This is a genomic window from Lachnospiraceae bacterium KGMB03038, from assembly GCA_007361935.1.
In the GTDB taxonomy this organism is placed as follows: Bacteria; Bacillota; Clostridia; order Lachnospirales; family Lachnospiraceae; genus Massilistercora.
Genome location: CP041667.1, coordinates 1175760 through 1191102, shown reverse-complemented (window position 1 = coordinate 1191102; position 15343 = coordinate 1175760). Strand labels below are relative to the sequence as shown.

At 49.3% G+C, this 15343-nt stretch carries 13 protein-coding genes and 2 pseudogenes; 3 read left to right on the top strand and 12 right to left on the bottom strand.

Features of this window, described 5'->3' with window-relative positions; all coding sequences use genetic code 11:
• Window positions 1-69: 69 nt before the first annotated feature.
• Window positions 70-339, bottom strand: a pseudogene (locus FND36_05710) (excinuclease ABC subunit B).
• A 64-nt stretch (window positions 340-403) separates the two neighbouring features.
• Window positions 404-871, bottom strand: a pseudogene (locus FND36_05705) (virulence RhuM family protein).
• A gap of 210 nt (window positions 872-1081) precedes the next feature.
• On the opposite strand from FND36_05705, the gene FND36_05700 reads away from it, so the two are divergent.
• Window positions 1082-1456, top strand: a complete 375-nt coding sequence (locus FND36_05700) for a BlaI/MecI/CopY family transcriptional regulator (GenBank protein ID QDW73577.1) — start codon at window positions 1082-1084, stop codon at window positions 1454-1456.
• A 12-nt stretch (window positions 1457-1468) separates the two neighbouring features.
• Window positions 1469-3289 (top strand): BlaR1 family beta-lactam sensor/signal transducer, encoded by a 1821-nt coding sequence (gene blaR1 / locus FND36_05695; protein QDW73576.1) that lies wholly within the window; start codon window positions 1469-1471, stop codon window positions 3287-3289.
• A 34-nt stretch (window positions 3290-3323) separates the two neighbouring features.
• Here blaR1 and FND36_05690 read toward each other — a convergent pair whose 3' ends face one another.
• Window positions 3324-4538: a hypothetical protein gene (locus FND36_05690; GenBank protein QDW75547.1), complete on the bottom strand. Its 1215-nt coding sequence runs from the start codon at window positions 4536-4538 to the stop codon at window positions 3324-3326.
• 378 nt (window positions 4539-4916) lie between these two features.
• Here FND36_05690 and FND36_05685 point away from each other — a divergent pair, with 378 nt between their 5' ends.
• Window positions 4917-5093, top strand: coding sequence for a hypothetical protein (locus FND36_05685; protein ID QDW75546.1), 177 nt, complete (start codon window positions 4917-4919; stop codon window positions 5091-5093).
• A 15-nt stretch (window positions 5094-5108) separates the two neighbouring features.
• Here the strand turns inward: FND36_05685 and FND36_05680 are convergent, their stop codons facing one another.
• The 9 genes from FND36_05680 to FND36_05640 form a co-directional block, all read right to left on the bottom strand.
• On the bottom strand, window positions 5109-7712 hold the full coding sequence (locus FND36_05680; protein QDW73575.1) for an FtsX-like permease family protein: 2604 nt from the start codon (window positions 7710-7712) through the stop codon (window positions 5109-5111).
• Window positions 7705-8421: an ABC transporter ATP-binding protein gene (locus FND36_05675; GenBank protein ID QDW73574.1), complete on the bottom strand. Its 717-nt coding sequence runs from the start codon at window positions 8419-8421 to the stop codon at window positions 7705-7707. The genes FND36_05680 and FND36_05675 overlap by 8 nt, the downstream gene beginning before the upstream one ends.
• Before the next feature lie 123 nt (window positions 8422-8544).
• A complete protein-coding gene (locus FND36_05670) occupies window positions 8545-9411 on the bottom strand; it encodes a HAMP domain-containing histidine kinase (GenBank protein ID QDW73573.1) in 867 nt (288 codons plus the stop codon).
• Window positions 9408-10124 (bottom strand): response regulator transcription factor, encoded by a 717-nt coding sequence (locus FND36_05665; GenBank protein ID QDW73572.1) that lies wholly within the window; start codon window positions 10122-10124, stop codon window positions 9408-9410. Before FND36_05665 ends, FND36_05670 begins: the two co-directional genes overlap by 4 nt.
• A gap of 14 nt (window positions 10125-10138) precedes the next feature.
• The gene (locus tag FND36_05660) at window positions 10139-10681 is read right to left on the bottom strand and encodes a prolyl-tRNA synthetase associated domain-containing protein (protein QDW73571.1); all 543 of its coding nucleotides are present in this window, start codon (window positions 10679-10681) and stop codon (window positions 10139-10141) included.
• A 144-nt stretch (window positions 10682-10825) separates the two neighbouring features.
• Window positions 10826-11380 carry a Fe-S-containing hydro-lyase gene (locus FND36_05655; GenBank protein ID QDW73570.1) on the bottom strand — a complete coding sequence of 185 codons (555 nt, stop codon included), beginning with the start codon at window positions 11378-11380 and terminating at the stop codon, window positions 10826-10828.
• The gene (locus tag FND36_05650) at window positions 11381-12223 is read right to left on the bottom strand and encodes a fumarate hydratase (GenBank protein QDW73569.1); all 843 of its coding nucleotides are present in this window, start codon (window positions 12221-12223) and stop codon (window positions 11381-11383) included.
• A 244-nt stretch (window positions 12224-12467) separates the two neighbouring features.
• On the bottom strand, window positions 12468-13583 hold the full coding sequence (locus tag FND36_05645) for a permease (GenBank protein ID QDW75545.1): 1116 nt from the start codon (window positions 13581-13583) through the stop codon (window positions 12468-12470).
• Between the two features lie 158 nt (window positions 13584-13741).
• On the bottom strand, window positions 13742-15343 hold the full coding sequence (locus tag FND36_05640; protein ID QDW73568.1) for an FAD-dependent oxidoreductase: 1602 nt from the start codon (window positions 15341-15343) through the stop codon (window positions 13742-13744).

Here is a 15343-nt window from a genome sequence, read left to right as displayed (position 1 = left end):
CCACAAAATCTGGACGAAACAGCACGAAAAAACACTAAATATACCTCATTTTCCGGCCCCGGCACACTAGGAGACAAAATATTCCACTGCGTTATGCGGAAAAAATTCCTTGAACTCGCCATAGAGCTGTGCCGCCAAAGTTTTGTTGTGAGCAATGATCAATGTCGGTTTATTCAGCTGCTGGATAACGTTTGCCATAGTAAAGGTTTTCCCGGAACCAGTGACGCCAAGAAGGGTCTCGCACTGGTTGCCTTCCTTAAAACCTTTGACCAGCCTCTCGATTGCCTGGGGCTGGTCGCCGGTAGGTTTGTATTCTGATACTAATTCAAAATGATCCATGATATAATCTTCTCCTTTGTGGTTCTTGATATGTTCAATATCTCCACCTTCAAAATATAGATTTCCCCTGCCAGGAAGTTAATCCCATATGTTCTTTCTCAGCATCCGCTCTTTGATATATCACTTCTGCTGCTGTATGCTTATGCGCCGCCCAATGCATTTTGTTCTGTACCTGTTTAAAGAAAAGAATTGAACTTTCTGCTCTTGGATCATAATCAATACTCGTTGCATAAATTTCCAACACTTTTCTCCAGAAAACCTTTTCTGATGACCGAATATCACGAATACGTTCTAATAATTCATCAAAATAGTTTCCGCCACCTAAGCGTTTTAAGCGGTCATCATCTAAAGCAAAACCTTTTTGCATATATTCTTTCAAAATATTTGTTGCCCATATTCTAAACTGAGTACCACGCAAAGATTTTACTCTATATCCCACAGATATAATCACGTCCAGATTATAGTAATCCACTTGGTAGGTTTTTCCATCATCGGCAGTATGGGCAAATTTTGCCCATACTGATTCTTTTAAAGTAAAAAGCATCTTGTACTAGCCGTCTTCCTAAAAACTCCTTGACTGGCTTTCCGCTGCGCTATTTCCATCCTTTCGCACATTATAGCAAATAAACTTCTAAAAGTATATAGGTCGAAGCGCAAAAAAGAACAAATGTTCTTGACACTCCCTTATTTCCCCCTTATAATATTTTTATTACATATGTAAGATTTATTAGGAGGAACAACTATGCCTGCTTTACCCCAGATTTCAGAAGCGGAATATGAAGTCATGAAAATCGTATGGAAGTATGCGCCCATCAATACCAATGAGATCACGGAGCGCCTGCTAAAAACCACTTCCTGGAGCCCTAAGACCATCCAGACCCTGATCAAACGCCTTGTGACCAAAGGCGCCCTGACCTACGAAAAACAAGGCCGCATATTCGTCTATACCCCGGCGGTCCAGGAAAATGAATATTTAGATCAAGAAAATGCTTCTTTTCTGAAACGTTTTTACAACGGTGATATCAGCGCCATGCTTTCCGCTTATCTGGATCATCATTCCCTTTCGGAAACGGAGATCCAGAATCTGCGTTCCCTTCTTTCCAAAGATTCAGAGTAAGGAGGCGCGGCAATGACTCAATTTATCATCCATTTTCTGATCTGCAATCTGTGGATCAGCGGCATGATCGGAATCCTGTTTGGAATAAAAAAGCTGTTGAGAAAGAGTCTGACCAGCAGAACCCAGTACCATCTGTGGTTTCTGCTTTTTGGGCTTTTCCTGATCCCATTTCTCCCGGTCCGGTTTGACCCGGCATTTTCACTTCTTTCCTGGTTTACAGATTTTCAAAATGGCCAGGTATATCATGCCGGACAGACAGCCGGCGGCACAGAGGTCCTCTTTTCCACTGGGACGGCTGCTGACTGGATGAATGATTTTGCCGTTTCTGTCAGCGGCAGCGCGCCGGACCAGATTGGCAAGGTCCTCTTTTGCCTCTGGATCCTCGGTATCGCCGCGGTGCTCTTTGGTATGATCTGGTCCTGGCTTCGTTTTCGCCGGATCCAGAGATCTGCCCTGCCGCTTCAAAACCAGGAGATCCAGAAGCTGTACCAAAGCTGTCTGAAAGAAATGCGGATCTCCAGGGATATCCCTGTATATAGTACCGCCTTTTTAGAGTCGCCGGTGATCACAGGGCTGTTTCATCCCTGCATCTATCTTCCGATCCATTTGATCTCCGATCATGATCTTGCGGAAATCCGGTATATCCTGCTCCACGAACTGCAGCATTACCGGCATAAAGACAATATATCCAATTATATGATGATTGCCGTCCGGCTGCTTTACTGGTTTAATCCCCTGGTCCATCTCGCCCTGAAAGCGCTGCGCGCCGACCGGGAGATTGCCTGCGACACCTCTGTTCTGGAAATGCTGGATCCGTCTTCCTACCAGGACTACGGGTACACTCTGATCAATTTCGCGGAAAAAGTTTCCCTTAACTCCTTTCCTTTCTCTACAGGACTTGGAGGAAATACAACCCAGATACGGCGCCGCATCCTGAACATCGCCACCTATCAGAAGCCCTCCCTTACGAAGACCCTGAAAAGCATCCTTGCATTTTCTCTGACTGCTGCCCTCTGCCTGGCCGTCACCCCGGCATTATCTTCTTATGCCATGGAAACGGAAACCTATCGGTGGAACTCTTCTGGAAAAAATATTTCCTATTTAGAGCTTCCCAGCTATTTTGGAAATAATGAAAAGAACCAGGATCATTATGAAGGAACCTTCGTCCTCTATGACCTGAACCAGGATCACTGGCAGATCTGCAACATGGATCAGGCCCTCGCGCGGGCAGCGCCTAATTCCACCTACAAGATTTATGACGCTCTCTTCGCCTTAGAAGAGCAGGTCATCACTCCAGAAGACTCCCGGCTTGCCTGGGATCACCAAGATTACGCGTTCCAAGCCTGGAACCAGGATCAAACCTTGCAGACCGCTATATCTGGTTCTGTAAACTGGTATTTCCAGACGCTGGACGCCCAGCTTGGCAGAGATACCCTGCAGGCATATCTTCAGAAGATCGGATATGGAAATGAGGCAATCGCCGGCAGCCTCTCCTCCTACTGGATGGAGTCTTCTCTGAAGATCTCGCCCATCGAGCAGGTAGAGCTTTTGACTGCTCTCTATAGAAATACGTTTCGCTTTTCGCCTGAAAATATACAGGCAGTAAAAGATAGTCTCTGCCTTTCTTCCTCTTTGGCCGGAACCCTGTACGGCAAGACAGGCACCGGACGGATCGACGGGAAAGATATCAGCGGCTGGTTTGTCGGTTTTGTAGAGCAGAAAGATAATACCTATTTTTTCGCCACAAATATCCAGGCAGACTCCAATGCCACCGGCAGTCATTCTGCTGAGATCACACTGTCCCTTTTAAATGACCTGGGAATCTGGAAATAGGAGAGGCGGCTGCCTCTCCTATTTTGCTGCTTATTTACGTCTGACTTCCCAGCCGATACGGATATTCCGGGATTCTCTCAAGGCCGTCCCCCAGAACCTGATTCCCAAGATACTGAAAACTTCCATCCTCTTCCACTTTTATTGTCAGTTCATGGGTGATCAAAGCATCCACACAGCGATTCGATTCGCAGACAGCATCTACCGTCAGCACCATCGTTCCGTCTTCATTTTCCCGGATGTCCACCACCTCTGGCACGGAAGCGCCAAAGTCAGAAAGGTCCGAGTTATTATATCCAAGGCCGGTCCATCCGTAGGTCTGCGTCTCCCCGTCAAATACCGCCCACTCTCTTAGCTGTTCTTGTGTGACCGGAAGATATTCCATGATCACAGACTCAAACTCTTCTGCCGGAATTCCATTGGTGCAGACTGCCGGATCTACCTGACGGCCATATTTCATTCCATAGAAATATTCATAAACGCCAGAATAGTCTATCACTTCCAGATTTTCCTCATTCCAGTTGGAACGAAGCAGATTGTTTCCTTTATAGCACAGAGGATACACATATTTCCTTGACATTTCCCTGCACGCTTCCGAAAGGGGCAGCACCCGCACCATCTCATTTCCATCCATGATCTCTGTCACTTCCGGCGGTTCAGGAACACACAGTTCGTAGCCAAACCAGCCTTTCTCCGTATACTCCCATTGATCGATCCGGGTACAGGACACATAGGATACGGCAGCGTCGCCGGACAGATTCCAGGAACCTGCAGCAGACAGAACATACATATCGCTGCCGTCAAAGGTAAATTCCTTTCTTCCCACCCCTCCGCTGCCAGACAGATCATACATGACAATGGAGCCTTTTTCTCCTTCTGCACAGCTTTTCAAAAACTGATCCATTTTTTCATAATGCAGCATATTGCAGTATTCATCCGATGTAATGACAGGACAGCCCTTCTTCCCCAGTTCTTGCTGCATATTCCCCAGAACTTCCGCAGACAGCACCACATCCGAATTTTCTTCTTTTTCCACTTGTCTGTAAAGACCAGAAATCATGTCCATGGCTTCCAGACAATCCTCCTGTGCTTCTTCCCGAACGGATTGCTGGATCGGAAGATCATAGCCTTTATCCCACTGCTCTTCCTGTTCCTTTTCCACTTGCTTGTCCGTCTTCCCAGCGCTGCTGTCCTTCTCCAAATCTGCGGCCTTATCTGGCGTCTCCCTGCACATCACATAGATCAAGATCATAACTAAGATCAACAACAGTACAGAAATACCCAGGCCAAATCTTCTCTCTTTCTTTCCGCTTTTTGTCCAAATTCCTTTTATCTTTCTCCAAAACATGGCTTTTCTTCCTTTAAATCTTATTGCAAAATTTCTTCTACAAATTATTACATATGTAAGATTTAATGTCAATAAGGGAAACTAAACTAAGCCTCCTTCATTTAGCATTGCATTTCTTTCCCATTCTGTATTATATTTATTATATAATTCTGCAATACACATTTATCAGAAAACTATTTTTCTATTTTTCACTTATATCGTAATAGAGATTTGGGTTATTAATTTTAAGAAAGGAAAAGCGCCTGATCTTTTTCGGCTAAAGAGCAGGCGTAAGGTATCATGATGGCATTTCAGTTAAAGTCCAGCAAAAAGGAAACGGAAAACAAAACCATCCGTTTTCCGCTTCCCTTAGTTAAAGAAATTGAAAAAGCAATTGAAAATCAAGAAGTTACTTTTTCCAGTTTTGTTGTCCAGGCTTGTGAATATGCGCTGGAGGAGATGGAAAAGCAGGAACAGTAATGGACAAAAGTCCTGCTACTCACTTCTTCGAATCTCTTCTACCAGGCTTACCCTGCGCTGCGGCAGATAAGCAAGGTAGGGGATCAGCGCCCCTAAAATGATCAAAATCGGGAATACCAGCAGCATAGGCCACAGCACGAAATGATATTCCATAAACCATATTCCCTCTGCCAGGCTTTTCACCAATGTCAACGAGAACAGGCACCCTGCCGCAAGCGAAACCAAAATCGTAAGTCCCGTGTAATACAATCCTTCCAGCATAAGCATCCGCACCAACTGCCTTTTGGTCATGCCAATCGCCTCCAGCATGGCAAGTTCCCTCTTTCTGGTCACAATCCCAGTCAAGATAGAATTCACAAAGTTTAATACTCCAATGATGCCTACTACCGTGGTAAGGACGCCGCCGACCAGTGTGATCAGGCCGATCAGCCCGTTGAACTCCTGCAGCCATTTCTGTTTAGACTCATAGTGCATCAAAGGTTCCTGGGTCGCCGTATAGTTTTCGATAAACTGGGCAAACTCTATCTCCTTATCGTCTTCCACATCGAATTCATAACTCATCAGGAAATCTGCGGATTCCATTTCCTGGAACACCTCCGCCGTGGTGTAGAAGGCAAAATTGGCTCCGATCCGGTTGGTCAATCCATAGTAATTTTCCTTAATGAGGGAAAGAATCTCAAACTCTCGTTTTTCCCCTTCTTCTGTCACTAAAGTCACATGGTCCCCCGCATGATAACGGACTTCCTCTTCATACACCTGATCATTGTCGTCCGTTTCCACGCCTGCCAAAAGGTATTTCCCGGTAGCCAGCTTCTCTTTGATCTGGTCCAGATCCGTCTCTCCCTCATAGACTTCGATCTTCCCCAGGGGATAATCCTCCAGACCATAGAAAGAGCTCCTAAAGCTTCCATTCTCATTCTGCAGATAAAATTCTTTATCCGCTCCGTACATCCGGTAAAAATCCCCGTTCTCATCCACCAGTACATGCTCCGTCGGTTGATACGTCTCCTTGTCCAGTCCGATCCGGTTGGTCATGTAGAGACGGCCTCCCTGTTCAAATCCATCCTGGGATTCACAAGCCTCAATGAAAGACTCGCTGAGTTTGATCTCCGGAATATCCTCCTCTGAACTGGCGTAATACTCGTAATTAAAGTACTGGGCATTGGCGATCACAAAGTCCGAGATCACAAATTTCTTCAAATACTGATCCATACTGATAGAGCTGGTTACAGAGAACACACTGTTCAGCAGAATAACCGCCAGAGACAGGGATAGGATAACGATGGCGGTTCTTCCCTTGCTCCGTCCCAGATTCGAAAGAGCCATCCGCCAGATCTTTCCGCCGTCAGTACTCCGTTTTTCCTTTTTGGGTCCGCCGCTTCCTTCCGTATAGCGCACCGCCTCGATAGGCGATACCTTTCCGGCCATCCTGGCTGGTTTCCGGGTAGAGATCCATACCGTCGCCAAAGTGAACAAAATAGCCCCCAGGAAGATCAGCGGGTTAAGAGATACTTCCACCTTGCCTCCCGCATAGGAGGTCCGTTCCACTACCAACGGCACGATCCATTTCCCTATGAAAAATCCAAAGAGCAGACCCAGGGGAATTCCAAGCACCGCCAGCTTCCAGGCCTGGCGTCCCACGATCCGCCTGATCTGGCGCCCAGTAGTTCCAATGGTCTTCAAAAGACCATAATATTGGATATCCCGGATCACCGAGATTTGGAACACATTATAGATGATCAGATATCCGGTCAGCAGGATCAGGAGCAGCCCTCCCGCTACCGCCCCCATAGTCAGAGGATCGCTTTCTGCTCCATCGGAAATATAGGCCCAATTGACATTGCTCGCAAGGTAATCGGGACTGCTCTCCTTCACAGAGTATCCGCTTTCCGTAATCACTTGGTTCAGCTTCTTCTGGATTCCAAAGGAGTTAGAAAAATTGACGTCCATCTGGATCGCTCCTACCCTCGTCTCTCCCGTTCCTTTTTCAAATGCAGAAACTTCGTCAGCATGAGCCGTAAGATAAGCTTCGGACACCACCGTAAATCCTGTATTCAACACGGAATTTGCCTTCAGGATCCCGGATACAGTAAAGGTCCTCTCTACGATCTTTGGTTCACCCTGGCCAAGCTGTATTTCCAGCGTGAACTCCTGCCCCGTCTTCTGGGGCAGTCCAAGAAGTTCCAGGGTCGTCTCATCCACCAGCGCTTCATCTGCTTCCTTTGGGGCCCTTCCCTCTTTGATCTCCAGGAACCAGTGCTCATAGTGATATTCCGGCATATACCAGAGTTCCACATGACGCTTCAAGAATTCCTGGTTGTTGATCCCGTCTGCCAGGATCCGGCAGGGCGCAGATTCTTCGATCAGCGGATGGTCTTTTAGATCCTCATATTCCTGCGGCATCAGGTCCTTGATCACACCGTGGCTGTCTCCTCCTGACTGACGCATGGTCTGCTGCTGAAAATTCTCCATAGTCCCGATTCCTATGGTAAAAAGCGTGGTAAACAGCATAGAAGTCAGGGCGATGGCGATCACGGCGATCACATTTCTGATCCGGCTGGCGCGGAAACTTTTATCAGCCAGATTGCGGATAGCCTTCTTGTTTTTCACCTTACGCATGGCTCTCACCGCCTTTGTCTGCCTGGCCTTCCTGTCCAACTGCCATGCCGCGGATCTTTCCGTCCTCGATCCGTATGATCCGGTCTGCCATCTGCGCGATCTCATCGTTGTGGGTGATCATGACCACCGTCTGGCCAAACCGGCTGCTGGTCACTTTAAGAAGGCTCAGCACATCTTGGCTGGTGACAGAATCCAGATTCCCCGTTGGTTCATCTGCCAGCAGGATCGCAGGCTTTGATGCCAGTGCCCTGGCGATGGCTACCCACTGCTGCTGTCCGCCGGAAAGCTGGGAAGGCAGGCTGAACGTCTTTTCCTTCAGCCCCAGGATCTCGATGATCTCCTCTACGTATTCCCGATCCACCTTGTTGCCATCCAGTTCCACCGGAAGTACGATATTTTCATAAACATTCAAAACCGGCACCAGGTTATAGCTCTGGAATACAAATCCGATCTTCCGCCGCCGGAAAATAGTAAGCTGTTCTTCTTTTAAACTGGAAATATCCTTTCCATCCACTTCCACTTTCCCGGCTGTGGGATAGTCCAGACCGCCCAGCATATGGAGCAATGTAGATTTCCCGCTTCCGGAGGTTCCCACTACTGCAAGAAATTCTCCCTGTTCTACAGACAGGTCCACTCCATCCAGGGCCTTAACAAGAGTATCACCGCTTCCGTAGTATTTTTTCAATTGTCTAGTCCTTAAGATACTCATATCTTTTTCCTCCTTCTGAAAAAATGGCCTTATAGAAAAATTTTCTATAAGACCATCTTATCAGACGAATCTTTCCAGAGTCTTTCCCAAATCTAACAGTATCGAAAGATTCTTGCAGCCGTATTAAGATCTGTTTTGGCCGGAATCTCTCCGAGGCAGATACAGGCCAAACACACTGCCTTCCCCTTCCGTGGAACGGACTTTGATATAACCGTTTTCCCGCGCCAGAATCTCCCGCGCCAGATAGAGTCCTACTCCCACACCATCGTCCTGCTGCACCTGTTTGCCCCGATAAAACCTGCCAAAAATCTGAGCCCGCTCCTCCTCCCGGATTCCTATGCCTTCATCTTCCACTTCAATACAGACGTAGAATTCAAAGACACGGACCCGTATCTGGATCCTGCTGCCAGAAGGGGAATACTTGACTGCGTTATCTAAAATATTTCCCAAGGCTTCTCCCGTCCATTTCCGGTCATAGGCACAGATAACGTCCGGCTGCTCCTCACACGCTAAATGGATCTCTTTCTTGGCTGCTTTTGCCTGAAAGGCAGCGATCACATCCTCCAACAAAGGTTCCAGTCTCTGTTGTCTTGGCACGACTTCCAGCATATTCGACTCTAAACGGGACATTTTGACCAGGGACTGGATCAAAAATTCCAGCTTTCCCGTGTGGGACAGGATCTGCTCTGCCAAAAATCTTTCCTCTTCTCCTTCTGCCTTTTCCGCCAAAAGCCCAGCATACAGGAGAATATTCGCAAGAGGCGTGCGGGTCTGGTGGGCGATATCAGAAACCAGGGAACGCATATTTTCCCGTTCTTTCCTGATCTGTTCCACATCCTTCTGCGTCGAAGTCACATACTGTTTCCAACGGCTTTCCAGGCGGGAAAGCTCAGTCTCGTCAAACCGGGATTCCTCAAAGTTCCCGTCCATGGCGCTGGTGAGCATCTCGTCCAGCCGCTTCATGGTTTTTCCTGCTCCGATCTGTATCATACGCTTTCTCCCGTATCCTTCCTGCCCGGATTCTTTTCCCATACATATCCAATGCCATAGACCGTCTGGATGGGGCAGCGTTTCTGCCGTCCCTCCAGCTTCCGGCGTAGCCGGTTCACCGCCACGCTCAAAGCATTCTCATCTACATACCCGGTCCCTTCCGGCCAGATCATTTCCGTCAGTCCTTCTCTGGACTGGATCTGTCCCGGATGCCGCACCAGGCAGCGAAGGAGTTTCTGTTCTGTCTTGCTAAACTCTATCTCTTGATCATCCACCCAGAACTGCATCTTCGTAAAAAGAAACTTGTACCGGCTGTCCGTGTACACTTCTTCCCCCACTGCGGCCGTTTCCACTTGGATGCGCGTGCGCATTCGTTCCACTCTGGCCCGCAGCGCCATCAGGCTGAAAGGCTTTGTGATATAATCATCCGCTCCCAGGGCAAATCCCGTCACTTCGTCTGTCTCCAGATCATTCGCTGTCAGAAGCAGCACAGGGATCTGCGAGTTCTGCCGGATCTCTCTTAAGAACCCATACCCGCTTCCGTCTGGCAGGTTCACATCCAGGAGCACCATATCGATCTGCTCCCTGCGCCAGACAGTCCGGGCCTCCTCTATTGTATATGCCTGGAAGAACGCAGTGCCTCCTTCCTTTAATGCCAGCGCCACGCCTTGATTTAAACCAGGATCATCCTCCACAATGAGAATCTGATACATACGTTTTACTCCTTTTACAGATCCACGATCCGTGGTCTGTGATGGGTGTAGGGCAGAAATTTCTTCAAAAGATCCTGGGTTTTGAATTTCAAATGGGTGGTATTGATCCCTGTGTTACATACAAACCACTCTGCTTCCGCCACCTCTTTATCGATAATAAGCTGCACATAGTCGTCCTGATCATTCAAAAGCCCTACCACACTGGCCGATCCAGGCGTACATCCGATATACTCCATCATATGTTCCGGAGAGGCGAAAGACATACGGGAAACTCCCATCTTTTTACTGAAAGAAGACGTATCAAAAGCCTTATCGTCCGGCATCAGAAGCAGGAAGAAAGTTGTTTTCTTCCGATTGCACAGGAACACATCCTTGCGCACCGGCGCCTGCAGCACTTCACCAATTTCCGCACATTCCTCCATAGACGCCGCCGGGTCATTGTCTACCCGCTCAAACGGGATCCCCAATTTCTGGAACACCTTGTAAACCTCCTGTTCCAGGGGAGCACGTTCCTTCACATCCTCCGGCACCGTTGTTGTGATCTCACTGATATACATCCTAAATTCCTCCATTTTCCCGTAGATTCATACTCACAGAATATTATAGAGCAGAAGCATTTTTCTGGCAAGCCGTCATTTGGGTACAGGGCAAAACGCAATTTGGGACGTAGCCTTTTTGCATTTTACTACGTCCCAAATTGACTATTTCTCCGCCAGATAGGCTTTTCTGCCTTCTTCGTACAGATTGTTTCCTTCGCTGTCGATGATGACTACCAGCGGCATGTCTTCTACATACAGCCTGCGCAGGGCTTCCGCTCCCAGGTCTTCATAAGCCACCAGTTCTGCTTTCTTGATGCATTTGGCCAGCAGCGCTCCCGCGCCGCCAATAGCTCCAAAGTATACGCCGCTGTACTTTTTCATGGCTTCGACCACTTCTGGAAGGCGGGCGCCTTTGCCGATCATGCCTCTAGCTCCCACGGACATCATGGTAGGCGCGTAGGCGTCCATCCGGCCGCTGGTGGTGGGCCCGGCGCTTCCGATCACCTGTCCTGGTTTCGCCGGTGTTGGTCCTACATAGTAGATGGTGGCGTCTGTTGGATCAAAGGGCAGTTCTTCTCCCTTTGCCAGCGCCTCGCACATCCGTTTATGCCCGGCATCTCTTGAGGTATAGATGGTCCCTGTAAGGAGTACCTGGTCTCCCGCGTGAAGGGTTTTGGCTAATTCTTCTGTAAGGGGTAAGGTAATCTTTCTTGCCATTTATATCACCTCCGATTTGTGGCGCGTCACATGACAGTTGATGTTGACCGCGCAGGGCATTCCCGCAATATGAGTGGGCAGTGTCTCTATGTTCAGACCGATCGCCGTGGTCTTTCCGCCAAATCCCTGCGGTCCGATCCCCAGTTCATTGATCTTCTCCAGCATTTCTTTCTCCAGATCTGCGTAAAACAGATCCGGATTGGAGGAATCTAAGGGCCGCATCAGAGCTTTCTTGGCAAGCAAGGCGCATTTGTCAAAAGTGCCTCCGATCCCTACTCCTACCACCATGGGCGGACATGGGTTGGGACCTGCCGTCTCCACTACTTCCAGGATAAAATCTTTGATCCCCTGCAGACCGGCAGACGGTTTAAACATACGGATCTGGCTCATATTCTCACTTCCGAATCCTTTTGGTCCCACCGTCACTTTGATCTGTTCGCCGGGAACGATCTCTGTGTAAAGCATAGCCGGCGTGTTATCTCCTGTATTTCCCCGGCGGACCGGATCTCCCACTACAGATTTGCGCAGATAACCTTTGTCATATCCCCGGCGGACTCCTTCGTCTACCGCTTCTCTTAAATCTCCGCCTGTCAGGTGTACGTCCTGTCCGATTTCCAGAAATACACAGGCCATTCCTGTATCCTGGCAAATCGGAACATTTTCCGCATCCGCGATCTCATAGTTCTCGATAATGTTATCCAGAACTCCTTTGGCGATTTCACCGTCTTCTTGAGAACGGCAGTTCTGGATCGCGCATTTCACATCTTCCGGAAGATGATTGTTGGCTTCGATACAGAGCCGCTCGATCACATCCGTCAGCGCGCTCACATTGATTTCACGCATATATATTCACTCCTTTCTTTTTCCTTTCACATCTTAATTATTCAGCACCTCATGGCATTCGCAAAGGCGCATACTCAACAGCTCAGATGCGCCTCCCTCCGCATTCACAAAGTTGCGCCTTCCGGCGCTTCCGGCGGCTTTCGCCGCCCTTTGCTCATTCGTCCGGCGCTCACTCCATACATAGGACCGCTCGCATGATCATGCAAGCATGATCCTCGCTCACGCTCCATGTATGGCTGAACTGTTACAGGAATATCCCAATAAACTGGCAGGCTAATACTACGAATACCAGGGCCACGGGATATGTAGCCGCATAAGCGCTTGCCACATCGTCGGTCTCGGTCACCCGGATCAGGGTTCCCAGCGCCGGCGTACTGGTCATCCCGCCGCAGATAGATCCTAATGTGTTGAACAGACTTAGTCTCAATACTTTTGCCGCAAAGAAATACCCGATAAGCATTGGTATCAGTGTAATAAGCGCTCCATAGATAAACAGTACCAGTCCTTCTTCCCGCAGGATCTCAACAAATCCGGCTCCGGCCTGTACGCCGGCTCCGATCAAAAACAAAGCCAGTCCAAATTCCCGAAGACATTCTAACACATGTTTTTCTACTTTCATACTTAATTTTCCGACTTTCCCAAAATGCCCCAGGATCAGGCCCGCGATCAGCGGCCCGCCGGATGTGCCCAGAGAGAATTCCGCTCCGCCGGGAAGGGGGATCACAATATTCGCCAGAATGATCCCCAGCACAATGGCCAGCGCAAAGGGGAAAAATCCCATACTGTCCGCGTAAAACAATTCTTCCTTCTTTGTCTTATGGAACTCTTCATCTCCCACATTCTGAGCCGCCTCAAACCTGGCCCGCTCCGCCGCCATATCTGTCTTCAAAAACTTGGGAACAAGCTGGACAAACAGCACCACGCCCACCACGCCAAAGGGATAGGCAATGCCATATCCTACCGAAGCGTTTGACGACCCGGTGGCGTCAATGGCCGCCGCAAGCCCAGGCGTACTGGTCAGCGCTCCCGACATCATACCCACGCTGATGTCGGAGGGCACGCCGGCAAATTCTATAATAGCCACTGTAGTCAGCGCTCCCGCCGCAATAATGATAACTCCCAGCAAAATATAGGATTTTGCGTTCAGTTTAAAATTACGGAAAAACTTAGGTCCGGCGATAAATCCTACGCTCGTCACAAAACAGATCAATCCCAGCTCCCGCACCAGATCTGGTACTTCAAATCCAAAATGGCCAAATACCAGGGCTATCAGCAGGACGCCCGCCGTTCCCAGCTCTACGCCGCGGATCTTGATGCTTCCCGCCAGATACCCGATAAATGCCACCAGAAATACGATCATTAACGTATTTCCCAATATACTTTCCTGAAACCAGGTTATGATTCCCACTCCCTCATCCCTTCCCTTCTGTCTTCTTCCGCCCCGCGTATCCCAAGGGACCTTCGCAATCCCGCCGGATACGCTTTGTTGTCAGTCACGTTTTTGTTACTATTCACAGATCATCTCTCATGTCTTGCGTAATGAGGAAGCAGAAGCGGAGAAACATCTCCTGTGTCCAGCCCGGCTGCCTTCAGTTCTTCCGCGTAAGTTTCAATATGGTCCAGGTTCATAGTCCCAAGCTGCACGTCTTTTGCTTTCGCCGCCGCTTTTTTCCCCGCGTTGCGGCCGAACACGATGATATCCAGAAGAGAGTTCCCCATAAGACGGTTTCTTCCGTGGATTCCTCCCACCGCTTCTCCTGCTACCAGAAGATTATCGATGGTCTTGGTGAATCCATCTCCATTGATCTCCAGACCGCCGTTCTGGTAATGCAGCGTCGGATAGACCAGGATCGGAACTTTCCGCATATCAATATCATACCGCATATACATACGGAGCATAGCCGGGATCCGTTTCTCAATGGTCCCCTCGCCGCCGATCATCTCGATCATAGGCGTATCCAGCCACACGCCGCTTCCTATCGGGGTTGTCACGCCTTTGCCTCTGGCCGTACATTCCCGGATAATAGAGGCGGATGACACATCGCGGGTCTCCAACGGATGCATGAAAGCTTCCCCATCCACATTTACCAGCATAGCTCCCAGAGAACGGACCTTCTCTGTTACCAGCGCGCCAAAGATCTGGGAGGGGAATGCTACTCCCGTAGGATGATACTGGATGGTATCCTGGTAGAGAAGGGGCACTCCTGCCCGGTATCCCAGGATCAGTCCGTCGGCCGTGGCTCCATAGTGGTTCGAGGTTGGGAAATTCTGATAGTGCATCCGGCCCGCGCCCCCTGTGGCGATCACCACGGTCTTGGCTCTTGCCACCAGATAATCATCGGTCTCCACATTCTGGAGCACCGCTCCGGCTACCTGGCCTTTCTCATCTTTCAAAAGCTCCACTGCCGCTGTAAACTCCGCTACCGGAATCTTCCGGTTTAATACTTCATCCCGAAGAGTCCGCATGATCTCCGCCCCGGAATAATCTTTGCAGGCATGCATCCGCTTCCTGGAAGTTCCTCCCCCGTGGATGGTGATCATCCTTCCGTCTTCGTCTTTATCAAACATAACGCCCAGATCATTCAGCCACTGGATCGCATCCGGCGCCTCCATCACCAGTTTGCGCAGCAATTCCGGCCTAGCCGCGAAATGTCCGCCGCCAAAGGCATCCAAGTAGTGCTGTACCGGCGAGTCGTTTTCCTTATCCGCCGCCTGGATTCCGCCTTCCGCCATCATGGTGTTGGCATCCCCGATCCGCAGCTTGGTCACGATCATCACGTCCGCTCCGGCCTCATGGGCCTCGATGGCTGCTGAGGCTCCTGCTCCGCCTCCGCCGATCACCAATACGTCTACATCATAATCAATCTTGGTAAGATCTACCTGGTCTTTCAAAAGCCGGCTGTTGGAATGCAAGTAATGCACCAGCTCTTCCGGCGCTTTCTGTCCTTTGTTGGGACCGATCTTGATCTCTTTAAATGCCTCCTGCCGGTAATCTGGGTGGAATTCTTTCAGAAGGACATCCTTTTCCTCTGCCGTCATCCGCCTTGGCTCTGTCTTCATCCGTTCCGCTCTGGTAGCCTCGACTTTTTTCACAGATTCCATCATTTCTGGTGTAAACAT